The following is a 22835-nucleotide window of genomic DNA, read 5'->3' on the forward strand; positions in this document are numbered from 1 at the left end:
ACGGTCAGTAAAGAACCCCTCGGAGCCACTAGCCGATGTAGCGCAGGTCTTCGTCTGCGGGGCCGGCCGCTGCGTTCCCTTCCATCTCCTGGATCTTGCGGACGACCTCCTCCATCTCCTCGGCCCGGTCTTCCAGCGAACCGAAGTCGACCTCGAAGCCGACCAGTTCCTCCAGTACCGTCAGCACTGCCTGTGCACTCTTGGGGTCGACGAGGTAGCCGCTGGTCTCGCCCATCAGACAGGCCGCCTGGAAGTCGCGGCGCTCGCCCAGGCCCAGCAGCAGGCCCGAGACGCCGACGATCCCGCCGGCCGGTTCGTCCTCGCGGAACTCCACGTCCGCCGCTTCGAGGTCCTCGACGAACGCCTCGTCGGTCGCCGCGCCCAGCACGTCGTACTCCTCGATGAGTTCCCCCGTCGGGACACCACCCAGCGCGAACACGCGCTCGACGCCGAAGTCCTCGGCCACGTCGAGAATCCGGTCGGTCAGGCGATAGTGGCCCTGGTTGTCCTGTGCCTGGTGGTCACCGGTCAGCACGAGCAGGTCCTGACCTTGCTCGGTCTTGACCGCGTGGAACGAGGCGCTGGCGAGTTCCGACTCGCCATCGTCGATGCTGACCTGCGGCGGGAAGTGCTGTGAGTAGATCCGGCGCACTTCCTCGCCGTCGAGCTCTTCGAGCAGGTGCTCGGCGGCGAGTTTCCCCACGTGACCCACGCCCGGGAGCCCCTCCACCAGCACTGGGTCCGTGAGCTCCGGGTCCGCGAGCGTCTCGATTTCGAACTCGTCCATACCCGCTACTCGCGGTTCCGGCGCTTAATAGCGCGTCGATATTCACCGTACCTGTCAGTTGGATCGAACGGTGCCGGGGCGCTGTTCTCGGCGTCGGCCCCACACTCCGGACAGGTCTCGGCCAGCGTGTACACCGGCCGCTCGTGAGTCGACTCCCAGGCCGAACAGACGTGGATGTCGGATTTCATGAAAACGGGTCGGATCGGTCGCCCGGCCGGCTACTCTTCGTCGGTGTTGCGCTCGCGGTGGTACTCGCCGCTGCCGCCGTGGTCGGCGACGACCGCGCTGGCGCGGTCGGCGCTCTCTTCGAGGTGGGACTCGGCGGTCTTGTAGTCGGGCGCGCGGACGCGGATGCGGTACTCCGGCGAGCCGACGTAGGTGACTTCGAGTTCGACCTCCTCCGGAATTTCTCCGTTGCCCTCGGCGGCCTGCAGGGCTTCCTTGATCACGTCGACGCCGTCGGCCGTCGGGACCGAGAGGTCCACGTAGCCGGTGACGTTGACGTAGGGCACCGAGACGTTCTCGCGGGCGGTCTGGACGATCTGCTCGATCTCCTCCTCGGAGAGGTCGGTGTCCTCCAGCGCTTCCGTTCCGTGGATGGCCGCCTGCTCGAAGCCGTCGTACATCGAGCCGAACTCCGCGAGGAACTCGTTGGCGATGGCGGCGTAGGTCTCGTCGTCCAGGTCCTCGCCGAAGGCCAGTTCCATCCAGTTGTCGGCCTTCTGCTCGTTTTTCCACTCCTGGATCTTCTCTTTGCGCTGGTGATCGTTGACGTCCTTGATCGAGAGGTCGACCTGCTGGGAACTCTCGTCGACTTCCAGCACTTTTGCGACGACGGTCTGTCCCTCGTTGACGTGGTCGCGGACGTTCTTGATCCAGCCGGAGGCGACCTCGGAGATGTGACACAGCCCGCGCTTGTCCTCGTACTCCAGCATATCGACGAACACGCCGAAGTCTTCGATCTCGTCGATCCGGCCGACGACGAGTTCGCCGGGGTCGGGCCAGCCACTGTATTTCATCTATCGCGCCTCGACGGTCTCGGTGATCTCGCCCTCGATGACCGCCTCGCCGCCGGTCGGGCTGGCGAGCTGGTGGCCACACACCGCGCAGGCGACCTCCGTGGCGGCCTTGCCGAAGACGATCTGTTCGTTCTCACAGTCCGGGCACGCGACGCTGTAGAAGTTTCCTGCCATACTTACTCCTGGAATTCGAGTCGGCCGGCACGCCATCCCTCACGGAGGTGGGCCTTGCCACACTCCGAGCAGCGGTACTTCAGGTCCGTCTTCTTGGTGGGCTTGTCCCCACCGGGCACCTTCGAGAACTTACCCTTGTTCCCGATCCCGGTCCCGCGTCGCTTGCGCTGGCGGTCGTTGACCTTCTTCATGCCCGAGGAACGTCCCGAGCGGACCTTCTCGACCTCCACTTCGTGGTGTTCGTTGCAGTGCGGGCAGTACGTGTTAAATCGGCGTGGCATCTCCATAGATATCTACCTTGTCCCGTGGTTAGACAGTGCCCGTTAAAACCCGTTTGGTTTCGGTATCCGCGTGGGCCGTCGCTGGCGAGGGTGGGCCACCCGTCCACCGCCCGTTTTCTCGGCATCGAAGCGCTTAACAGCGATTCGGGCCAATCGGCGGGCATGAAACAGCTCATCATCAACGGGGACCCCGGTATCCGGAAAAACGCCGTCATCGAGTACGACGGCGAGGAGTACGTCTGTTTCGCCGTCGCACGGCAGGGCGACTGGCACGGCCCCGACCGGGTCCAGTTGTGGTGTACCGTCGGCTCCGAGGACGAACGCGAGGACTACCAGTACCGCCGATACATCCCCAACCACCTCGACACCATGTCCGCCGACGCAGACGCCGTCACCGTCGTCGAGTCGGCCACCTAGAGCCTGGACTGGTCGACTTCGTAGATCGTCACTCCGTCCCACTGTTTTGCCACCGTCACGCCGTCGACCTCGTCGACGGTGATCCCCTCCAGCGCGGACCCGTAGGTCGCTCGCTCGGCCGGTCCGACGTAGACGTACCGCACGTCGTAGTGGTCGAGTAGCGCCGCGCTCTCGTTCGGGTCGCCCGTATAGATCGTCCGGAGGTCTTCGGCCCGGCGGTCGTAGGCCGCCTGCCCGCGATAGCCGATCTCGTGGTGCCAGCCCAGGACCGTCGGCACGCCCGTCAGACTCGACGGTGCGCTGGACCCGCCGTTGCGCTCGCCGTCCCAGACGTAACTCCCCGGCGCGGTGGTGATCGTCGGGCGTCCGTCCAGCCCGTCGACCCAGCGGATCGCGGCGGCCTCTATCGGGTGGACCTGCTCGACGAACGCCGTCGCATCGAGCGTCGGGTCGTCGGTCTGGGCGTAGGCTGAGTCGCTGGCGAAGTGGGTGGTCAGTGCGAGCCCGCCGTACACCGACGTGCTCGCGATCAGGAGCGCGGCGAACACCTGCAGTGCGGGCCGCCAGCGGCCACCGCTGAGCGCCAGTCCAGGTCGGTGTTGCCAGACCAGATGTGCGAGGGCCGCGCCGCCCGCGACCGCCCACAGCGCCCAGACCTGCGCGTAGGTCTTGAACACCGTGTTCATGCGGCCGGGGCCGGCCTGCTCTTTGACGTAGACGAACTCGACGAGCAAGACCAGTCCCGCGCCCGCGACGAGCAAGACCGTCTCGAAGCCCGGCCACGGGAGCAGGTGCCCGTCCGGGTCGGACGATCCGTCGGTCCTCGTGCCGTCGGCGTCCGTCTCCCCGTCGCCACCATCCGCGCTCACGGCGGTTTCCGTCCCCGTTCGGTCGGGTCGGAGCCGGTCTCCGATCCCCGTGCCGACACCGCCGGGGAGGTCCCGCCACCGGAGGAGTGCCCAGCCGACGCCGATCAACGGGAGGAAAAGCAAGACTGCGGCCGCCCGACTCAACAGGGCGATCACGGTGACGACGGCGAGCATGGCGGCCGTACGCCAGCCGTCCTGAAGCCGTGGGAGCGCGTGCCGGAGCAGGTAGGGGACGAACACCAGCAGGAAGGTCCCGTGGACCAGCACGAGCGCGCCGAGGCCGCTCCGGGACGGGAACAGCGCGAGTTCGCGCCCGCTGGCCGCCACCAGCCAGAACGGGGCCGAGACGACCAGTCCCCCGAACACGACGACGGCTCCGGAACCAGTGCCGATCAGCAGCGTCAGGAGCTCGTCGAGTCGCCAGTCGTCGGTATCGAGCCACTCGGCCACCGGGGTGGGCAACAACGTTCGTGCCGCCGCGGGCGCGAACACGACCGTCAGCACGGCCAGTCCGGCGACACTGGGGAACGACCACGTGTTGACGACCGCCAGCAGGCCGGCCAGCGGTGGGAGTGCGCCGAACAGGAGCCCGCGCCGTCGCCACACCGCCTCGGCCGGTGTCAGGTAGTACGTGAGACACACCGTCGCCGCCAGCAGGAGGAACGGCGGCCCCATCATGTGGGCGTGGAGGTCGCCGTTGAGCCAGGCGAAAAACGGGAACTCGTTGATCGTCCCGTCGATGACGCGGCTGGCGTCCCAGTAGTCGAACTGGTCGAGTCCGTTCGCGAGTCCGTCCGTCTCGACGCCGAGGATCCCAATCAGCGCACCGATCAGGCCATCGAGCGCGGAAAAGACCAGTCCGACCGGCGTCAGGACCGTCCCGACGACGCCGTCCAGCCCGTTCAGTGCCGTCGCCCACCCGTCGACGAGGGCGACGACCAGCCGGAGCGGGGTCGTGAGGTTGCTCGCGATGCCGACGAAGAAGGCACCGAAGACGCCGCCGAGCCAGCGCGGACTGTCACGACTGGCGGCGACGGAGCCGGCGAGGCCGTAGGCCGCGGTGACGAACGCCGCGAAGTAGCCCGCCAAGGCGAGGTTGTAGGCGAAGCGGGCTTCCGTCGCGGTGAGTCGCGCCAGCAGCGAGGCCAGCAGGTGCCCACCGTAGTAGTAGCTGACCGGTTCGCCGGCGAACCACATATCTTCCGGCGGGAGCGTCTCGGTCCGGAGGAGTGATTGCAGGAGGCCGAAATCGAGGAACTTCTCGCCGCCCGGCGGGTGGACGGCGGGGTCGACCGCCCGGACCGCGACGAGAAAGAGGAAGGCGAGGGTGAACACGCCGGCGGTCTCGGCGAGGACGCGGCGATCCAGTTCGATACCGCGCCAGGCGACGAGGCCGCCCGCGAGCACGAGCAGGACGGCAACGGCGACGAACGGCGCGGCGTCGAGCGAGACGCGGCCGACCCAGAAGGCAACGAGCCAGACGACGGTGAACGAGCAGACCAGCGCCACGCCGACACCGCGGTCGGCGAGGCGATCGAACAGCGCGTCGGCCAGCGGGAGCCCGGCCAGAAGCAGGGCCAGAAAGACCCCCAACCACAGGGCGACGAGCAGGAACTCCATCACCTGTGGGAGACGCCCCCGTCCGTATACCTTTTCTTGTTCGCCACCGGATCGAGACGAACCGTTTTTACTCACCCCGCGGAATTCTGGGGACGATGAGTCGGTCTCTGGGTATCGTCGTCCCCGCTTACCGCCCGGATGTGGAGCGGCTGTCGGCCTACGTCGAGGCCATCGACCGGCGACTCGACCCGGCAGCCATCCGCATCGAACTCGACGCCGCCGACGACCGGATCGTCGAACAGTTGCGGTCCCTTCCGGTCTCGCTCGGCGTCGTCCCCTACCGGCGAGGGAAAGGTGCGGCTGTCACCGCCGGCTTCGAGGCGCTCTCGACCGACGTGCTGGCCTTCTTCGACGCCGACGGGAGCACGACGCCGGACTCGGCCGCCGCCGTCGTCGAGCCGGTCCGCACGGGCGAGGCGGACCTCTCTGTGGGGTCCCGTCGCCATCCCGAGGCCACAGTATCGGACCACCAGACGACCGCGCGCCGGTGGCTCGGCGAGGGCTTCGTCTGGCTCGCTCGCCGGTTACTCGACGCGAAGCTCCACGACTACCAGTGTGGCGCGAAGGCGATCACGCGCGAAGGGTGGGAGCGAATCCGCGAACACCTCTACGAGGCCGGGTTCGCCTGGGACATCGAACTCGTCGCCATGGCGGCGGCGTTCGACCTGCGGATCGAGGAGGTCCCGATCACCTGGGAGGACCAGCCCGGCTCGACCGTCGAGCCGATCCGGACCTCGATCAGGATGGCCACGGCGCTGTTCACCGCCCGGCACCGCGTCGAGCGGGTCCGGGACAGCCGCCTGCACACCGCGATCGCGGACCGCCGGGCGGACGAGGAGGCGTTGATCGACAAACGATGAGCGATCGGGAACTCCCCAGAAAACTAGACTCGCTTTTGTCCGGCGTCCGGTTCGGGCAGTTCGTCTCTGTCGGCGTCGTGGGCCTGATCGCGGACACGATCACGCTCGTTGCGCTGACGGAACTGGTCGGCGTCGAGCCGTGGCTGGCCGGTCTGTTGAGTATCGAGGCGGCCATTCTGGTGATGTTCGCGGTCAACGAACGCTGGACGTTCGCGGACGTGGGCGAGCCGGGGAAACTGCTCCGGCGGCTGGTGAAGTCCCACGCCGTGCGGTCGGTCGGATCGTCGGTGCAGTACGGTATCTTCTACGGGCTGGTGACCTTCGTCGGGGTCTCGGTGACGCTGTTCGGGAACGACGTGTGGTATCTGTTCTCGAAGTGGATCGCGGTCGGGATCGCGATGTTCGTCAACTACGCGTTCGAGAGTCTGTTCACGTGGCGTGTTCACGCGGAGTAACCACGGGAGAAATTGACGGACGGCTTCGGAATCACAACCCTTAATTGGCGGTCGGGTTTACGAAGATGTAGCGGGATGGGATAGCCAGGAGATTCCGGCGGGCTCATAACCCGCAGATCGGTAGTTCAAATCTACCTCCCGCTATGATTTTACTGCGAACAATACGTGAGCAGTAAATCATGCTGCGTCGATTTGAACCAGGGAGTGGAGCGAAGCGAAACGACCGTGGTTCAAATCTACCTCCCGCTATATTCTGTCGCTCACAATCCGTGAGCGACGAACATAGGCCGTAGTAGTTTGAACGAGAGAAACGCGAGCGTAGCGAGCGTTTCGCGTAGTTCAAATCTACCTCCCGCTACTTCTCGACGCGAACAAATCCGTGAGTCGCGACAATCAGCTGTGTCGATTTGAAGTAGACCACGAGAGAGTGAAGTGACCGACGTGGGCGTACAAACCCACTGCCCGCTCTATTCTGTCGCTCGGCTGAGGGTGGCACAATCGCTACCCGTCCAAGTGTGGTAGTGAGTCGACTATGGAACAGTACGAGGAGGCGTACCTCGAAGCGATACTGGAGAACCTCTCGACGAGCATGGCACAGTGTCTGCGCGAGGGCGACCCAGGGGTGGAACTGGTTCGGAACCGATCCCAGCTCACGGACAGTGGCCGGTTCTGGGTCTGTGACTACGTGACGAGTCGCCTGTCGATGGTACGGGTCGGAGAGGGAGGGAACCCGAACCTGACGGCCGATGACCTCGATCGCGTCCGCGAGGTCGTCGGCCGACACGAGTCGGCGATTGCGGAGCAACTGTACTCGTGACCGAACTCGACGATCGGCCGGTTTCGGTCCGGGCCATGACGTACAACGTCCGGCATCCGTCGCCGCCTGGCGGTCCACACGCCTGGGAGCGTCGCCGGGGGCCGGTGACGACGACGATCAGGTTCCACCGGCCGGACGTCGTCGGCCTGCAGGAGGCGTTCCACTCGCAGGTGGCGGACATCCGGTCGGCACTGCCGGCGTTCGAGTGGCTCGAAGCCGGGCGAGCGGGGGACGAGGAGTACGGCGACCATCCGGCGCTGGGGTTCCGGCGCGAGCGGTTCACGCTGGAAGACGAGGGGTCGTTCTGGCTCTCGGAGACGCCGGAGACGCCGAGTCGGGGCTGGGACGCGGCGCTGACCCGTCTCGTGCGGTACGCCCGTCTCGGCGACGCGGCGACCGACGGGACGCTCTATCACTTCAACACGCACTTCGATCATCGCGGGGCGACCGCGAGGGCGGAGAGCGCGACCCTCCTCCGGCGACGGATCGGGGACATCGCGGCCGACGAGCCGGTCGTCGTGACGGGGGATCTCAACTGCCGACCGGGATCGGGACCCTACAGGCGACTCACGGAGGTATCGGCGGCCGAGAGCCCGCGACTGTGTGATGCCGCGACGGCCGCGAGAATGTCGAACCACGGGCCGACGACGAGCATGACCACGTTCAGCAATCTCGTCCCGGAGAAGAAGATCGACTACGTGCTGGTCGATCCGGATACGACGGCTATCCAGCACGGGATCTGCTCGGACACGTACGACGACGGGCGCTACCCCTCGGATCACCTGCCGGTGCTCGCGGATCTGCTGTTGTCCGACGATTGACGGTGCGGGTCCTGCTCGTGGTGCCCGGTCAGTCGCGAGAACCGGGCTCGTCGCGCGTCAGGCACGTCGCCGGTCGCGCTGCCACGCCTGGAACAGGAGGCCGACCAGTCCGAGCGCGCCGACGACGGCCGAGAGGCCGCCCACGCCGACGGCGACGAGGTGGGCGATGGCGGCCCCTGCCTCGGGGTCGCCGACGACGACCCGGAGGCGGTAGACCGAGCCATCGTAGTGGACGTAACTCGGGTTCGGGCGCTGACCGGGCTCGATCCGGGTGGAGCCGTTCGCTTCGACGGCGCTACTGACGAGTCGGCGATCGCTGTCCGAGAGGTTCTCGAAGTCCCTGACTGTGGCGTTATCGGGCGCGTCGGTGCGCGTGAGTTCCAGCGTCTGAGTGCCGGCCGCCTGCTCGGGGGCAGTCACGATCACGTAGCCGGTGCCCGCGAGTCCGAGGACGAACAGGGCAGCAAAGGCCAGGACGAGTCGCATCCCGTCAGCCGTCGCCGTACTGGTCGACGACGATCACTTCGCCGTCGACCACGTCGACGTTGATGAGCGTCTTGACCTGGTACTCCGAGTCCTCGATCTTGTTCTCGCCGCCGACCTTCTTGATCACGGCGACTGCGTCGACCACGTCCGCGCCGATGTCTTCGAGCGCGCCGGTGAGCGCGCTGAGGGTGCCGCCGGTCGAGAGGACGTCGTCGAGTAGGAGCACGCGGTCGCCCTCGTACACGTCGTTGACGTACATCTCGCTCTCGGAGTAGCCGGTGACCTGCGAGAGCGCGACCTCGCCGTCGAGACCGTACTGGCGCTTGCGGACGACCACCAGCGGGATGTCGGTCATCAGAGAGACAGCGGTGGAGATGTGGATGCCCATCGCGGCGGGCGTGACGATCTTGTCGACGTCTTCGAGTTCGGCCTTGCGGATGATCTTGATGACGATCTCCCGGAGCAGTTCGGGTTTGAGCATCGGGACGCCGTCACTGATCGGGTGGACGAAGTAGTGATAGCCGTCCTTCTCGACGATCGGGGCCTCGCGAAGTGACTCCTGCAGTCGATCCATGTCGCGCGAGTTTGCCCCCGACGAGTAAAAGGCCCTCGTCACGCGAGCGGCAGCGCCGCCGAGAGCCACCTGACGACCGGGAGCGCGAACTCCCCCGCGTACGCGAAGTACTCGATCCCCGACAGCAGGACGAAGATCGTGCCGACCGCCGCCGTGACACCCAGCAGGACCGCGCCCGCGCGCTCGGGGACGGTCCCGGAGAGGGTTCGCGCGACGGCCCAGACCGCGAGGACGACCGCGGTCGCCAGCGCGAGGAGGGCGTGGAACTGCACGGCTTCACCGAGTCCAGGCTCGATCGCCGTCAGCGCGATGACGACGAGCTGGCCGCCGATGAACACAGTCCCACCGTAGGCCAGTCCGGTCGTCCGCCAGTGGTGCGTCACGGCGGATCGGACGGCTGGCAGTCTGGCGAGGCCGTACACGCCGAGCAGGAAGAGTGGGTGGAGATACCGGACGGTCACCTGTGCGTGGAGCGGGAGCCGAGGGAGGAAGAGGCAGACGAACAGCACCCCCGACGCGAGTGCGACGGTGTCGACGACGCCGGCCGGCGAGCGGAGGTGTGATCCGAGTTCGGCCTGACTCCGGCGGCGGACCCACAGGCCAGCCGCGACGGGGGCCGCGGCGATCCCGGCGAGGATCGGCGCGGATTCGAGGACTGTCAGTCGGATCGCCTGGAACCCGTCCTCCGAAGCGACTGCGGGGATGTAGCCACCCCGGAGGAACGTGCGGAACCACCGGCCCGGTTCGGTGAGTGCGACGACGGCACCCTCGGCGAGCAACGAGACGAATCGCGTCACGATCCGAACCAGTCCGCCGACGAGCGGGATCGCAGTCAGGAGTCCGCCGCCACCGCCACCGCCACCGCCGCTCAAATCGAGCCCCTCCGCCGCCCCGTAGGACGGGAGCATCCGCGGGGGCTGGATCGGACTCCCCGCGACCAGCAGGTTCGTGACGAAAAACGGGACGAGCGCGAGCGCGAAGGTGCCCGCGATCACCGCGATCGTCCGCCGGTCGTTCCGGGTGGCCGTCGCGAAGTCGACGACGACGAGGGGTACGAACAGGAGCAGTGCCTCGGCGGCGTGGATCCAGGCCAGCAGTGCCACCGGCACGTACGCCAACGCGCGGAACCGGCGCACGTCGTCGGCATCCGCCGCAGTGCGACTGCGGGCCAGCACGTACAGCGCCGCCGCGATGCACAGCACGGTGAACGAGTGGCGCTTCAACAGCGCCGCCCAGAAGGCGATCGGCGTGGCCACCAGCACGGCCGCCCCGGCGGCGACGCCGATCCGCTGGCCGTGGAGACACGCCACCAGCCGGTAACAGAACACGCCCGAGAGCGCAGCGGCGACCATCCCCACGATCTGGAGCGCGAGGACGGGATACAGCGACGGGGCGACCGGCGTCGCAAATGCGACGTTCGCGAGGAAGGCTCCCACCGCTAGCACGCTCCCGCCGACGACCACCCACTCACGGTCGACCAGCCGGCCGACGGTCGTCGCCGCCCCCACGAGCGCCAGTGACCAGACGCCGATCAACACGACGCTCAGGTCCAGCACCGCGCCGAGCCCCTGCAGGGCGTAGAGGACCGGCACCGCGAGGACGACGATCCCGTAGTTGCGGCCGACCGGCCCGTCGGTCCCGACGTAGGTGCCCGGAGCCTCCAGGCCGCTCCCGTAGGGCACCTCGGTCAGGACGACCCGTCCCTCGGCGACGTTGACGAGCGTGTTCGCGATCGCGCTCCCGTCGGTGATGTAGATCCCCATCCGCCAGTAGAGGCCGAAAAAGCAGAGGCCACACAGAAAGAGCGCGAGGCCGCGCCGGTCCCCGAACAGCACTCGCCAGACGCCCGTCCGGACGGCCGCGGTCCGCGCGGCGAGTCGCGTCCCGAGCCCCGAGTCGAGCGTACTCATCGCCGCACCTCCACCGTGATGTTGCGCTCGGCCACGACCCGTGACTCCTCGCCGGTCCGGTCGACCACGCGCAACGTGCCCGCGTACGAGTCGTTCTGTACGTCGCCCGGCGGGAGTTCGTCACGCTCCAGGGAGAGTTGCATCCGGTCGCCGGTGTCGGGCCCGAGGAAGAACGCCGACTCCCGGGTGTACCCCAGCGCCGAAATCTCCAGTTTGTAGGTCAAAATTGGCCGGCCTTCGATCCCGTCGAACAGCACCGTCGCCGCGGGTACCTGGACGTAGAAACTGTCCTCGCCGAACTGGCCCTGCCGGAGCGTCGCCGTCGCGGGCAGTCGAACCTCGCTGATCGTGACCGACCCGGTCCCGATCTCGTTGGCTTGCTCGGCCGGGCGGTCGGCCAGCGCCAGCGGACCGGACGCGAGCATCCCGACGAGAATCAGCGCCGCCGCGACGGAGGGCACGGACGAGGCGAAATCCATCTATGCTGTGACTGGTGTAACGGCCCCATAAACCTGCCGCGCGTGTGACTCGTCGATGGCTGTCGCTGGCCGGTGTGAAGAAAACGAAAAGTGTGCTCGGTTACGCGTCGGGGCCGGTCTTCTCGGAGAGGGTGGCCGACGTATCGCCTTCCTGGGGCTCCCAGACGAGCGTGAACTCGAAGTCGCTCGTCGCGCCGATCCCGACCACGTCACCGCCGACGACCGCGGAGGTGTCGCCGATCGATCCGCTGGCTGCCGTTGCGGGCCAGTTCTCACCGGCATTGCCGGAGCTAATGTTGGAATCGGTGTCTCCGGCGTTACGGAAGCCCGTGCCTCGGAACACCAGTTCGTTATGCTTGATCGAGTCACCGCCGTCGTGGCTCACTTCCACGAGACCTTCTGGTTGGTCACCAGTTGCAGTATCGTTATATTGGGTATAGTCCCAGCTGAAGGATGCCTGCGGTGTCTGTTGCTGGCTGCCACCGAGTCCCAGCACGAACGATGCGATGACCGCAGCCAGAATGACCGTGATCGCGACCATCAGGATGACCCCGATGACCGGACTGACTGCGTCGTCCTCTTCTAGCAGTTGGCGCACCTGCATGGGAGTCTGTTACTTACTCCCTAACTTATACGTTCGGGTCGGCTCAACGGCCGAGTGAGCGGTTCCATCGCCAAAATAATGAAAATAAGTCGTGTCGAGAAATGAGGGCTTAATCGGCCGTTGCACCGAAAGAAGGAATTAATGCGCCGTTACGCGTCGGGGCCGGTCTTCTCGGAGAGGGTGGCGGAGGTGTCGCCTTCCTGGGGTTCCCAGACCAGCGAGAACTCGAAGTCGCTCGCGGCACCAATGGTGATGGTGTCTCCGCCGACGACTGCGGACGTGTCTCCGACGCTGCCCGAAGCGTTCGCGCCGTTCCACTGTTTGCCGGAGCCGCTAATTTGCGGGTACTCAGTGCCGTTCGAGATCGCCGCTACCCCATTCGGCTGGTCGCCACCGCCATCCGCCGGGTTCACATACCCAGTGCCACGGAAGTACAGTTCGTTGTGCTTGATTGAGTCCCCGCCGTCGTGACTCACCTCGGCAATCCCTTCTCCAACGTCCGTTCCGGTGACGTTGCTGTATTCCCAGCTAAACGAGGCCTGCGGCGTCTGTTGCTGGCTCCCGCCTAGCCCCAGGACGAACGAGGCAATCACGGCGGCCAGGATGACTGTAATCGCGACCATCAGGATGACCCCGATGACCGGACTCACTGCATCGTCGTCTCGTAGCAGTTCTCGCACCTGCATACCACACCTGTTATTTGGTGCTTGTCTTATACATTCGGGTCAACTCAGCGACCAAATCGGTCTCTGGTGGAGGAAGAAACGAGTGGTTGAAGGTATGCGTTAACGCCGTCTTAAAGCGGGGAAAACAGGGTGAATTACGCGTCGGGGCCGGTTTTCTCGGAGAGGGTGGCGGAGGTGTCGCCTTCCTGGGGCTCCCAGACGAGGGTGAACTCAAAGTCGCTCTCGGCTCCGATGGTGATCGTATTGCCACCGACTACTGCCGAAGTGTCTCCGATATTGCCCGAGGCGTTCTTTGCGTCCCAGTTCTGACCCGAATCCACGAGCTGTGGATACTCTGTACTTGGCTGGTCAGATGCATCCACTCCGTCCGGCGTATCCGGATCCTGGTCGAACGGATCAGTAAAGCCGTTCCCGCGGAAGACCAGTTCGTTGTGTTTGATCGAGTCTCCGCCGTCGTGACTCACCTCGACGATCCCCTCTGTCACGTCGGAGTTCGAGTCGTTGTTGTATTCCCAGCTGAAGGATGCCTGCGGTGTCTGTTGCTGGCTGCCACCGAGTCCCAGCACGAACGATGCGATGACCGCAGCCAGGATGACCGTGATCGCGACCATCAGGATGACCCCGATGACCGGACTGACTGCGTCGTCCTCTTGCAGCAGTTGGCGTACCTGCATGGGAGACCTGTTACTCTGACCATTACTTATCTATTTTGACTCGACATAAGCGGCCATTAATGTCCGGCTGCGGTGAGAAAAAGGTCGGGACAATCGCCAGACAGCGGCCTGTAATTGTGGATTAAAAACGCGAAAATAACGGGTCAGTTACGCGTCGGGGCCTTCCCACGTAGCGATCGTCGCGGAGGAGTCGCCCTGCTGGGACTCGTAGATGAGCCGGATCTGGCCGTCCGTTCCGATCGGGAACGTTAGATAGTCACCGCCCGTGACTGCGCTCGTACTACCGATCGAACCACTTGCAGTCCCGTCGATTGCATTGGTACCACTACTGTCTGCATTGTTGTTGGTCGACCCAGTGAGGAACGTATTCCAGTTGGAATTGTAGCCGTGATCGGCTGCCCCGTTCGAGCCGTTCTGTCCACGAACGTACAACTGCGTGGACTTCACGGAGTCTCCGCCATCGTGGGTCATCGTCAGAATACCAGCGCTATTACTGTCTGTCTCATCGAACTGGAAGTTGAAACTCGCCTGCGGTGCAGTAGAGCTCACCTGTTCACCGAGACCGAGCACGAAGGTTGCGATTACTGCGGCCAGGATGACCGTAATCGCGACCATCAGGATGACCCCGATGACGGGGCTCACGGCGTCGTCGTCTGAGAGTAACTGTTTCAGTTGCATGGGTGGGGTGGGTATGGGGGCACGCGCGCCGTTCGGGTCGTCCCGACCGGACTCGAATCGCCCGGACGGACGGGCTCCCGTGGGGAGCGAGCGTGCTTACAGTTTGACAAGGCGGTGGCGTTACATAAAGGCTCGTACTGTTTTAACGTCCGTTTACACCCCCTCGCGGCGTTCTACTTGCTGAAACACAGCCTTCCCGTCCCCCGGTTTGCTCCGGTGCCCTCCTCGGCCGACGCGAGCCACGCTGTGGCTCGCCATAACGTATCACAGATCTGAAAACCCTGTCGCTCGCCGGTCGGTCGTCGGGCCGTCGGGGTCGATTCGGGCGCGGGTCGGCCGTGGGTCGGTCGGCTGAAAACACAATGGCTTTGATTCGGACCTTCCATGAGCATCACGACAACAGTGACTGCTGTCAACTATCCAGCGGCCGAGCCAGGCCGGTCGGCGGTCCGGCGGCCCGCGACTGCGGGGGGCCGACCGTGACGGGCGAGCGACTGCTCGTCCCCGTCAGTGAGTCCTCGACGCTCCGGAATACGGTGGCGTACGCCGTCCGAAACGCCGTCGAGGGCGAGAACCGCTACGACGCGGTCCACTTCGTCTCTCCCGCCTCGCGCCGCATCGCGGGCGAGGAGTACGTCGAGAGCGCCCGCGAACTCCTCGACCGGGTCGAAGTCTGGGCCGGCGAGGATCTGGGCGAGGACGACCCCGACCTCACCGTCGAGACCGCGCTGATCGGCGTCGACGCTTATCTGTTCAGCCCTGGTGATTACGTCGAGTTGCTGGCCGGGTACGCCGAGGACAACGGGATCGGGTCGGTCCTCCTCGACCCCGAGTTCAATCCTGGCCAGAACACGCCGCTGTTACCGCCACTCGAGGCCGAACTCGACGGTGCTGGGTTCAGCGTCGAGACGGCTCCCGTCGAGCGCGGCACACGCCGCGAACGCCTCGTCAGGCGTGCCAGCCTCGGCCAGTTCGTCTTGCTCGCCGGCCTCTCGTACGGTTTCTATCTGCTCATCGGCGGGTCGCTGGCCGCCTTCGATCTCGTGACCGGCGCGATCAGCGCCGGCATCGTCGCTACGGTCCTGTGGCGCATCTCGCTGACCGGGCCGGTCCGGCCCGGCCGGCTCCTGGCCCGCATCGCGCGTATGCTCGTCTACACACCCTATCTCCTCTACGAGATCGTCGTGGCGAACCTCGCCATCGCCTACGTCGTCCTCCACCCGTCACTGCCGATCGATCCCGAAGTGGTGGAGTTCGACGCCGCCGTCTGGTCGGAGTTGCCGGTGACGACGCTGGCAAACAGCATCACGCTCACGCCGGGGACGCTCACGGTCGACGTGACTCGCCAGCACTTCGTCGTCCACACGCTCACCGAGGGCGCGCGTGACGACCTGCTGGACGGCGGCCTCGAACGCGCGGTCCGGTTCGTCTTCTACGGGCGGGCGGCCGCCCGCGGACCGGGGCCCCGCGAGCGCGGCGACGACGGAGGTGAAGACTCGTGACGCTGATCGCCGACGCCCTGCTGGCGGCCGCGGCCGCGTTCATCGTCCTGTCGGTCGTCATCGTCTACCGAATCGTCCGCGGCCCGACGATGCAGGATCGGGTGATCGCGGTCAACGTCGTCGGGACGAACACGGTCGTCATCATCGCGCTGTTCGCCGCGGCGCTGGACTCCCCCGGCGTCCTCGACATCGCCTTGGTGTACGCCCTGCTGAACTTCCTGATGAGCATCGCCATCTCGAAGTTCACCGTCGAGCGCGGAGGTGTGATGTAGATGGTCAGCCTCTACGAGGCGGCCGTCCTCGCCCTGCTGGCCGGCGGTGTCTTCTTCGGCATCGTCGCCGCCGTCGGATTGCTCCGGATGCCGGATCTCTACACGCGGGCGCACGCGGCCTCGAAGGCCGACACGCTCGGCTCCGGCCTGTCGCTGGCCGCCGCCGCCGTCGTCTTCGGCTCCGGGCTGCCGACGGTCAAGACCGTCCTCCTGCTCGTGTTCCTGTTCATCACCAATCCGACGGCCGCACACGCGATCTCGCGGGCGGCGGCCGATCAGGGGATCGAGCCCTGGACGACCGAAGACGGGGGTGACGACGGATGATCGACGTGGTCTCGCTGGCCTTGCTCGGGCTGGTGATCGCCTGCGCGCTGGCGACCGCCGTCCTGCGTGACGTACTGGCCGCGATCATCGCCTTCGCGGCCTACAGCCTCGGCATCGCGATGATCTGGGTGCTCCTGCAGGCCCCCGACGTGGGGCTGACGGAGGCGGCCGTCGGCGCGGGCGTGACGACCGTCCTCTTCCTGCTCACTATCGCCAAGACCGTCAGGCCGCCGGGCGACGCCATCTTCGAGTCGGTCGATCCGAAGGGACTACTCGTCGCCGTCCTGATCGTCGGCGTCCTCGCGTCGACGCTCGGGGCGCTCCCGCCGGTCGGGTCGGCGGAGACGCCCGTCGCACAGTCGCAGGTGACCGATTACTACCTCGAGAATGCCTACGAGCAGACCCACGTCAAAAACGCCGTGACGGCGGTGCTGGCGGCCTACCGTGGGTTCGACACCATGGGCGAGGCCGTCGTGGTCTTCGCCGCTGGCGTCGGCCTGCTGGTCGTCCTCGGCCGGGAGGTGTTCGCATGAGCGTCGACGACTCCGAGGACGGCGACGGGGCCGTCGAAGCGGGAGAGAACCGCTCGCTGTACGTCGAGAGCCCGATCATCATGGCCACCGTCAGAGTGGTCGCGCCGTTCGTGTTCACGTTCGGACTGTTCATCATGTTCCACGGGGCCGACTCGGCGGGCGGCGGGTTCCAGGGTGGCGTCATCGTCAGCACGGTCATCCTGATGCTGGCCGTCGCCTTCGGCGTCGAGTCGACCCGGGACTGGGTCACGCCCGAGCGACTCGTGGCCATCGTCGGAATCGGTGTCTCCGTCGTGCTGTTGATGGGTATCGTGACCGTCGCGCTCGGCGGCGGCTTCCTCCAGTACGACGTCGTCCCGATCTACCACTTCACGAAGTACGGGATCGAACTGTTCGAACTCGGCATCGGCGTCATCGTCTCCGGCATCGTCACCGGCCTGTTCTTCGGGCTGGCGGCTGGTGCCAGCGGCGAGGGGAGCGCCGACCGTGAGGCCGACGAACGGGAGGGATTGCTATGATCGACGCCCTCGCCGCCGGCCCGGTCGACCTGCTCGCCACCCGGTCGTACTACGCCGGGACCTTCCTCCTGCTGGGGATCGGCGCGTACGTGATGATCGCCAGCCCGAACCTCGTCAAGAAAGTGATCGGCATGAACATCTTCCAGACCGGTATCTTCCTGTTTTTCATCGCCTCGGCCTACGTCGACGGCGCACAGAACCCCATCGTCGGCCCGAAAGCAACTGGCCCGTTCGTCAGCCCACTGCCACACGTCCTCATCCTGACCGCCATCGTCGTCGGGGTGAGCCTCACGGCCGTCGCGCTCGGGCTCATCGTCCGCATCTACAACGAGTACGGTACGCTCGAAGCCGACGTGCTCCAGGAGGTGCGTTCCGATGACTGACCTGCCGCCGTTCCTCGTTGCCCTGCCGCTGGTAGCGTCAGTCGTCGTCCTGTTCGCCGGCCTCGTTCGTTCGGAGACCGGGTGGCCGATCGCAGCGATGGCCGGCCTCGGCCAACTCGGCCTCGCTGGCTACGTGGCCTATCAGGTGTTCACGGCCGGGCCGACCAGCTACGTCGTCGGCGGGTACGAGGCCTTCTACGGCATCGAACTCGTGATCGACGGGTTGTCGGCCTCGGTCGTCGTCCTCATCGCGGCCGTCTCGCTTGGTGTCCTCGCATTCGCACGCACGGCGGGCCCGCGCGGAAACCCGTTCTACGCGACGTACCTGTTGCTCGTCGGCGGCCTGACCGGCGTCGTGATCACCGGCGACGTGTTCAACATGTACGTCTTCATCGAGATCTCCGGGCTCACGGCCTACGCGCTGGTCGCAAGCGGTGACACGGGTCGATCGGCGGTCGCCGCGCTGAAGTACCTCATCGTCGGGACCGTCGGCGCGTCGCTGTACCTGCTGGGCGTGGGCTACGCCTACATCGGGACCGGGACGCTGAACATGGCCGACCTGTCGGCCGCGCTCCCGACGGTGGCCGACGGTCTCGGCTATCAGTCCACGCTGGTCCAGACCGCCTTCGCGTTCATCGCCATCGGCCTGTTCATCAAGACGGCGGTGTTCCCGCTGCACACCTGGCAGCCCGAGGCCTACGCGGGCTCGCCCGACAGCGTCAGCGGGTTCATCTCCGCGCTGGTCTCGACGACGTTCGCCTACGCGCTGATCCGCATCTCGCTGACCGTGTTCACCCCCGACTTCTTCGCCGCGGTCGACGCCGCACAGACGCTGTTGATCGTCGGGGCCGTCGTCAGCATCGTCGCCGGTAGCGCGCTCGCGGTCTCACAGTCCGAGATCAAACGGATGCTCGCCTATTCGTCGGTCTCGCAGTTCGGCCTGGTGCTGGCTGGCCTCGCAGTACTGAACCAGACCGCGCTGATCGGCGCGACCGTCCACCTCGTGGGGCACGCGATCATGAAGGGCGGTCTGTTCCTCGCGGCAGGATTGATCGCGACCGCTACGGGGGCCCGCGAGGTCCACGAGTACGAGGGACTGAGCGAGCGGATGCCCTACGCGGCCGGCGCGTTCGCGGTGCTCGCGTTCGCGATGGTCGGCGTCCCGCCGGCGGTCGGGTTCGTCGGGAAGTGGTACATCGCCGTCGGGGCCGTGCAGGCCCAGCTGTGGCCGCTGGCCGCGGTCATCCTCCTCTCGACGCTGCTGACGCTGGCGTACTTCGCCCGACTCGTCGAGCGGATGTACTTCCGCGAGCCGGCCGCGACCGGCGACCTCGCCGAGGGTGAAGGTACCGCCGACACCCGGCCGGACGCGGTGGTCGCCGACGGCGGCCGGCCCTCCGTCGGGATGTACGTAGTGGTCGTCGTGGCCGCCGTTCTCGCGGTGGCGCTCGGTGCTGCCGTCGTTCCGTTCGCCGAATACCTGCAGCCGACCATCGATCTGCTCCTGCCATGACCGAGATTACGCCTTCACTCCGACCGCTCGCGGCGGTACTGGTGCCCGCAATCGCCATCGTTCCGATCCTGCTGTCGGGTCGACGGCCAAACCTCCGGGAGTCCTGGACGGTGCTGGCCGCACTGGGCGCGTTCGGCATCGTCGCCAGCATGGTCCCCGGCGTCCTCTCCGGGAGCGTCTACGCCACCCAGCTGGGTGCCTTCCTGCCCGGCGTGCAGTTCACGCTCCGGGCCGACGCGCTCGGCATCCTCTTTGGCCTGCTGGCCAGCCTGCTGTGGGTGATCACGAGCTTCTACTCGATGGGCTATATGCGCGGGCTGGACGAACACGACCAGACGCGCTACTTCGCGGCCTTCGCCGCCAGCGTCGCCTCGGCGATCGGCGTCGCGTTCGCCGGGAACCTGTTCGTCATCTTCGTGTTCTACGAACTGCTGACCGTGGCGACCTATCCGCTGGTCGCCCACGACGAGACCGAGGAGGCCCGCGCCGCCGGCCGGAAGTACCTGACCTACACATTCGGCGGCGGGGTCGCCGTCTTCGCCGGCGCGGTGCTTGTCTTCTGGCTCACAGCCGGGGGCACGGCCGCTGGCACGACTGCCTTCACCCCCGGCGGCATCGCGGCCCTCGCCACCGCCGACCCGATGATCGCCCGGGTCGCGTTCGCCCTGCTCGCGGGCGGGTTCGGCGTCAAGGCCGCGCTGATGCCCCTGCACTCGTGGCTCCCGGACGCCATGGTCGCGCCGACGCCGGTTTCGGGCCTGCTCCACGCAGTCGCGGTCGTCAAGTCCGGCGTCTTCGGCATCGCCCGCGTCGTGCTGGACATCTACGGCCCGGGCCTCGTGGGCGAACTGGGAATGGGCACGATCCTCGCCGCCGTCGCCGCGTTCACCCTCGTGGTGGCGAGCATCATCGCGCTCCGCCAGGACAACCTCAAGCGCCGGCTCGCGTTCTCGACGGTGAGCCAGCTGTCCTACATCGTCCTCGGACTGGCGGTCGGAGCGGCTGCCGCACCAGGGCGAGCCTCGGCCTACGCGCTGGTCGGTGGCCTCCTGCACATCCCCGCCCACGCGTTCATGAAGCTCACTCTCTTCTTCTGTGCGGGCGCGCTCCACGTCGAGACCCACACCGACGACATCTCCAACATGGCCGGGATCGGGCATCGGATGCCCGTCACAATGGGTGCGTTCGCCGTCGCCGCGGCCGGAATGGCCGGCATCCCGCTCGTGGCGGGCTTCGTCAGCAAGTACTTCCTGCTGATCGGGACGGTCTCGGCCGGCAACGTGATCTTCGCCGCCGCGTTGCTGATCTCGGGAGTACTCAACATCGCGTACTTCTGGCCGGTGGTCTACACCGCTTTCTTCGAGAAACCGACCGAGAGCGATCCCAAGCCGCTGGTCGAGGGGCCGCTCGGCGGCCGGTTCGCCGGGACCGACCCCGGGACCGCCGAGGGGCTGGTGACCGACGGTGGGCGGGACGACCGCCACACGGATGGCGGCGACCCGAGTGACGACGAGGCCGATACCGACCACGGCTTCGCCGAGAGCCACGAGGGACAGGGCATCGAGGACAAGATCGACGCGGCCGAACAGCTCCACCACGAACACGGCCCCGACGAGCGCCTCGACTGGGAACACCGGCGCTGGATCGGTGAGGAGTCCACGTGGCTCATGCTCGGACCGATCTGTTTCGCCGCACTCGGTTCGGTCGTGCTCGGGATCGTCCCCGACACCGCCGTGTTCCTCGAGATCGTCCGCCTGATCGTCGAGAACGTGACGGGGGTGGTCGTCTGATGGTCGACGCGACCGCGCTCCCGGCGATTCCGCCGTTCGTCCCCGTCCTGCTCGTGACCCTGCTGTTGGGTCTGGTCGGGAAGTATCTCGGCCGGCGCGCGGCCCACGCGCTCGGTATCCTCGCGACGGCCGCCGTCGTGCCCTACGTCTGGCTGCTGCCCGAGGGCGTCTACCTCGCGGGGATCGACCTGTTCGGGTTCGAGACCGTCATCCTCCACGTGGACGCCTTCTCGCGGCTGATGGGTCTGATCTTCGGGTTCATCGGTGCGGTCGCGGTCGCCTATTCGTGGGCCAGCGACGCCGACACCGTCCAGACGGCTTTCGCCCTCTCGTACGTCGGGACCAGCCTCGGCGCGGTGTTCGCCGGCGACTGGCTCACCCTGATCTTCTTCTGGGAGCTGATGGCCGTCACCTCGACCCTGCTCGTCTGGCACTACGGCGGGCAGGCCGTTCGTGCCGCGTTCCGCTACGCCCTGCTGCACGGCATCGGCGGGACGCTCCTCCTGGCCGCGATCGTCTGGCAGTACGCCGCCGTCGGGACCTTCCTGTTCGGGTCGCTCCCGGGCGTCGAGCACGCACCCGGGATGGCCGGTGCCGTCGCGCCCGTGCTCGCGGCGCTGGGCATCGGCGTCAACGTCGGCTTCGTCGGCCTGCACGCGTGGCTCCCGGACACCTACCCGCGGCCCCACGTCGCCGCGTCCGTCTTCCTCTGCGTGTTCACCACCAAGACCGGCGTCTACGGGATGTACCGGGCGTTCCCGGAGGGTGAACTCGCCATCGCGTACATGGGGGGCGCGATGGCCGTCTTCGGCGCCTGTATGGCACTGCTTCAGAACGATATGCGTCGCCTGCTCTCCTATCACATCCAGTCTCAGGTCGGGTACATGGTCGCGGGCGTCGGCATCGCCGGCCACCTGGCGACCGCCGGCGCGTTCGGCCACGTGTTCAACCACATCCTCTACAAGAGCCTGCTGTTCATGACCGTCGGCGTCGTCATCTACCGAACGGGTGAGGAGAGCCTGAAGAAACTCGGTGGCCTCGGCCGGCAGATGCCCATCACCGCGATCACGTTCTTCGTCGCCGCGTTCTCCATCGCCGGCTTCCCCGGCTTCAACGGCTTCGTCTCGAAGGGGATGGTGATCGTCGCGGCCCACGAGGAACACTACAACCTGCTGTGGTACCTGCTCCTGGCCGGCGGGGTCGGGACCTTCCTCTCGTTCATCAAACTCGGCTACTACGCCTTCCTCCACGGCGAGTACGAGGGGACGGTCCGGGACGCCAGCCTCGGGCAGGCCGTCCCGATGGTCGCCGTCGCCGCGCTGTGTGTCCTGTTCGGCGTCTACCCGCCCGCGCTCTACGAGATCCTGCCGGGCGCGGCCGAACTGGAGTACACCGTCTTCACGTTCAAGCACGTCCTCGAAGGCGTCGCGCTGGCGGCCGCCGGCGTGATCGGGTTCGTCCTGCTGAAGACCCCGCTCTCGCGGGTGGCGAAGATTCCCGATATCGACCGGCTCTACAACCCCGGGACGCTGTACGGCACCCGCGGCCTCGTCGTCAGCGTCACCGAACTGTACGCCGCGGTCGACCGCACCGTGGTCCGGGCCACTCGGACGACGATCCGTCTCGTCCGTGACCCCCGAACGATGATCGACGATGCGACCGTCGACCGACTCACTCGGCAGGACACCATCGGCTTCGGTGTCTTGCTGGTGGTGGTTGCGCTGGCCGTGGCTATCGTGGTGCTGTGAGGTTGTGCCCGAAGGGATCCACCGAACCTGTCTCAACCGAT

At 66.6% G+C, this 22835-nt stretch carries 28 protein-coding genes and 1 tRNA gene; 15 read left to right on the top strand and 14 right to left on the bottom strand.

Going from position 1 to position 22835, the window contains the following annotated elements; all coding sequences use genetic code 11:
* Nucleotides 1–28: 28 nt before the first annotated feature.
* The 5 genes from BMX17_RS08265 to BMX17_RS08285 are packed head-to-tail and all read right to left on the bottom strand — an operon-like array spanning nucleotide 29 to nucleotide 2267.
* A complete protein-coding gene (locus BMX17_RS08265; protein WP_092659012.1) occupies nucleotides 29–787 on the bottom strand; it encodes a proteasome assembly chaperone family protein in 759 nt (252 codons plus the stop codon).
* A gap of 5 nt (nucleotides 788–792) precedes the next feature.
* The gene (locus BMX17_RS08270) at nucleotides 793–975 is read right to left on the bottom strand and encodes an RNA-protein complex protein Nop10 (protein ID WP_092659013.1); all 183 of its coding nucleotides are present in this window, start codon (nucleotides 973–975) and stop codon (nucleotides 793–795) included.
* A 30-nt stretch (nucleotides 976–1005) separates the two neighbouring features.
* A complete protein-coding gene (locus BMX17_RS08275) occupies nucleotides 1006–1806 on the bottom strand; it encodes a translation initiation factor IF-2 subunit alpha (protein ID WP_092659014.1) in 801 nt (266 codons plus the stop codon).
* Nucleotides 1807–1980: a 30S ribosomal protein S27e gene (locus BMX17_RS08280; protein ID WP_092659015.1), complete on the bottom strand. Its 174-nt coding sequence runs from the start codon at nucleotides 1978–1980 to the stop codon at nucleotides 1807–1809.
* 2 nt (nucleotides 1981–1982) lie between these two features.
* Complete coding sequence (locus BMX17_RS08285; protein ID WP_077205237.1) at nucleotides 1983–2267, bottom strand: 50S ribosomal protein L44e; 285 nt, start codon at nucleotides 2265–2267, stop codon at nucleotides 1983–1985.
* Between the two features lie 156 nt (nucleotides 2268–2423).
* Between BMX17_RS08285 and BMX17_RS08290 the strand changes: the two genes are divergently transcribed.
* Nucleotides 2424–2678, top strand: coding sequence for an HAH_0734 family protein (locus BMX17_RS08290; protein WP_092659016.1), 255 nt, complete (start codon nucleotides 2424–2426; stop codon nucleotides 2676–2678).
* On the opposite strand, the gene BMX17_RS08295 is transcribed toward BMX17_RS08290, so the two are convergent.
* Nucleotides 2675–5167: a DUF2298 domain-containing protein gene (locus BMX17_RS08295; protein WP_092659017.1), complete on the bottom strand. Its 2493-nt coding sequence runs from the start codon at nucleotides 5165–5167 to the stop codon at nucleotides 2675–2677. The genes BMX17_RS08290 and BMX17_RS08295 overlap by 4 nt on opposite strands.
* A 95-nt stretch (nucleotides 5168–5262) precedes the next feature.
* Between BMX17_RS08295 and BMX17_RS08300 the strand changes: the two genes are divergently transcribed.
* The 5 genes from BMX17_RS08300 to BMX17_RS08320 all read left to right on the top strand — a co-directional run bounded on the left by BMX17_RS08300 (nucleotide 5263) and on the right by BMX17_RS08320 (nucleotide 8120).
* Nucleotides 5263–6027 (top strand): glycosyltransferase, encoded by a 765-nt coding sequence (locus BMX17_RS08300; protein ID WP_092659018.1) that lies wholly within the window; start codon nucleotides 5263–5265, stop codon nucleotides 6025–6027.
* Nucleotides 6024–6482, top strand: a complete 459-nt coding sequence (locus tag BMX17_RS08305; RefSeq protein WP_092659019.1) for a GtrA family protein — start codon at nucleotides 6024–6026, stop codon at nucleotides 6480–6482. Before BMX17_RS08300 ends, BMX17_RS08305 begins: the two co-directional genes overlap by 4 nt.
* Nucleotides 6483–6551: 69 nt before the next feature.
* Nucleotides 6552–6626, top strand: a tRNA-Met gene (locus BMX17_RS08310).
* A gap of 388 nt (nucleotides 6627–7014) precedes the next feature.
* Entirely contained in the window at nucleotides 7015–7299 is a 285-nt protein-coding gene (locus BMX17_RS08315; protein ID WP_092659020.1) for a hypothetical protein, read from the top strand.
* A complete protein-coding gene (locus tag BMX17_RS08320) occupies nucleotides 7296–8120 on the top strand; it encodes an endonuclease/exonuclease/phosphatase family protein (RefSeq protein WP_244514961.1) in 825 nt (274 codons plus the stop codon). The genes BMX17_RS08315 and BMX17_RS08320 overlap by 4 nt, the downstream gene beginning before the upstream one ends.
* A gap of 57 nt (nucleotides 8121–8177) precedes the next feature.
* Here the strand turns inward: BMX17_RS08320 and BMX17_RS08325 are convergent, their stop codons facing one another.
* The 8 genes from BMX17_RS08325 to BMX17_RS08360 form a co-directional block, all read right to left on the bottom strand.
* A complete protein-coding gene (locus BMX17_RS08325) occupies nucleotides 8178–8606 on the bottom strand; it encodes a DUF7979 domain-containing protein (RefSeq protein ID WP_092659021.1) in 429 nt (142 codons plus the stop codon).
* A 4-nt stretch (nucleotides 8607–8610) separates the two neighbouring features.
* The gene (hpt, locus tag BMX17_RS08330; RefSeq protein WP_092659022.1) at nucleotides 8611–9180 is read right to left on the bottom strand and encodes a hypoxanthine/guanine phosphoribosyltransferase; all 570 of its coding nucleotides are present in this window, start codon (nucleotides 9178–9180) and stop codon (nucleotides 8611–8613) included.
* Between the two features lie 38 nt (nucleotides 9181–9218).
* The gene (locus BMX17_RS08335; RefSeq protein ID WP_092659023.1) at nucleotides 9219–11090 is read right to left on the bottom strand and encodes a hypothetical protein; all 1872 of its coding nucleotides are present in this window, start codon (nucleotides 11088–11090) and stop codon (nucleotides 9219–9221) included.
* Nucleotides 11087–11569 (bottom strand): hypothetical protein, encoded by a 483-nt coding sequence (locus BMX17_RS08340; protein ID WP_092659024.1) that lies wholly within the window; start codon nucleotides 11567–11569, stop codon nucleotides 11087–11089. The genes BMX17_RS08335 and BMX17_RS08340 overlap by 4 nt, the downstream gene beginning before the upstream one ends.
* A 100-nt stretch (nucleotides 11570–11669) precedes the next feature.
* The gene (locus BMX17_RS08345; protein WP_092659025.1) at nucleotides 11670–12173 is read right to left on the bottom strand and encodes a type IV pilin domain-containing protein; all 504 of its coding nucleotides are present in this window, start codon (nucleotides 12171–12173) and stop codon (nucleotides 11670–11672) included.
* 149 nt (nucleotides 12174–12322) lie between these two features.
* On the bottom strand, nucleotides 12323–12859 hold the full coding sequence (locus BMX17_RS08350) for a type IV pilin domain-containing protein (RefSeq protein WP_092659026.1): 537 nt from the start codon (nucleotides 12857–12859) through the stop codon (nucleotides 12323–12325).
* A 134-nt stretch (nucleotides 12860–12993) separates the two neighbouring features.
* Complete coding sequence (locus tag BMX17_RS08355; protein ID WP_092659027.1) at nucleotides 12994–13533, bottom strand: type IV pilin domain-containing protein; 540 nt, start codon at nucleotides 13531–13533, stop codon at nucleotides 12994–12996.
* 147 nt (nucleotides 13534–13680) lie between these two features.
* A complete protein-coding gene (locus tag BMX17_RS08360) occupies nucleotides 13681–14211 on the bottom strand; it encodes a type IV pilin domain-containing protein (protein WP_092659028.1) in 531 nt (176 codons plus the stop codon).
* Nucleotides 14212–14690: 479 nt separating this feature from the next.
* On the opposite strand from BMX17_RS08360, the gene BMX17_RS08365 reads away from it, so the two are divergent.
* From BMX17_RS08365 to BMX17_RS08405, 9 genes are read left to right on the top strand one after another with little or no spacing between them, the layout of a single operon-like run.
* Nucleotides 14691–15713, top strand: coding sequence for a monovalent cation/H+ antiporter subunit E (locus tag BMX17_RS08365; RefSeq protein WP_244514962.1), 1023 nt, complete (start codon nucleotides 14691–14693; stop codon nucleotides 15711–15713).
* Nucleotides 15710–15985 (top strand): monovalent cation/H+ antiporter complex subunit F, encoded by a 276-nt coding sequence (locus tag BMX17_RS08370; RefSeq protein WP_092659030.1) that lies wholly within the window; start codon nucleotides 15710–15712, stop codon nucleotides 15983–15985. Before BMX17_RS08365 ends, BMX17_RS08370 begins: the two co-directional genes overlap by 4 nt.
* Nucleotides 15986–16309 (top strand): monovalent cation/H(+) antiporter subunit G, encoded by a 324-nt coding sequence (gene mnhG / locus BMX17_RS08375; protein ID WP_092659031.1) that lies wholly within the window; start codon nucleotides 15986–15988, stop codon nucleotides 16307–16309. It abuts the gene before it with no gap.
* Nucleotides 16306–16842: a DUF4040 domain-containing protein gene (locus BMX17_RS08380; protein WP_092659032.1), complete on the top strand. Its 537-nt coding sequence runs from the start codon at nucleotides 16306–16308 to the stop codon at nucleotides 16840–16842. The genes mnhG and BMX17_RS08380 overlap by 4 nt, the downstream gene beginning before the upstream one ends.
* Nucleotides 16839–17360 carry an MnhB domain-containing protein gene (locus BMX17_RS08385; protein WP_092659033.1) on the top strand — a complete coding sequence of 174 codons (522 nt, stop codon included), beginning with the start codon at nucleotides 16839–16841 and terminating at the stop codon, nucleotides 17358–17360. Before BMX17_RS08380 ends, BMX17_RS08385 begins: the two co-directional genes overlap by 4 nt.
* Nucleotides 17357–17743: a cation:proton antiporter subunit C gene (locus BMX17_RS08390; RefSeq protein WP_092659034.1), complete on the top strand. Its 387-nt coding sequence runs from the start codon at nucleotides 17357–17359 to the stop codon at nucleotides 17741–17743. Before BMX17_RS08385 ends, BMX17_RS08390 begins: the two co-directional genes overlap by 4 nt.
* Entirely contained in the window at nucleotides 17736–19256 is a 1521-nt protein-coding gene (locus tag BMX17_RS08395; protein WP_092659035.1) for a monovalent cation/H+ antiporter subunit D family protein, read from the top strand. The genes BMX17_RS08390 and BMX17_RS08395 overlap by 8 nt, the downstream gene beginning before the upstream one ends.
* Nucleotides 19253–21046 (top strand): cation:proton antiporter, encoded by a 1794-nt coding sequence (locus BMX17_RS08400; RefSeq protein ID WP_092659036.1) that lies wholly within the window; start codon nucleotides 19253–19255, stop codon nucleotides 21044–21046. The genes BMX17_RS08395 and BMX17_RS08400 overlap by 4 nt, the downstream gene beginning before the upstream one ends.
* Nucleotides 21046–22794 (top strand): Na(+)/H(+) antiporter subunit D, encoded by a 1749-nt coding sequence (locus BMX17_RS08405; RefSeq protein ID WP_092659037.1) that lies wholly within the window; start codon nucleotides 21046–21048, stop codon nucleotides 22792–22794. Before BMX17_RS08400 ends, BMX17_RS08405 begins: the two co-directional genes overlap by 1 nt.
* Nucleotides 22795–22835 lie beyond the last annotated feature (41 nt).

It is taken from the genome of Halorientalis persicus (assembly GCF_900110215.1).
Lineage (GTDB): Archaea > Halobacteriota > Halobacteria > Halobacteriales > Haloarculaceae > Halorientalis > Halorientalis persica.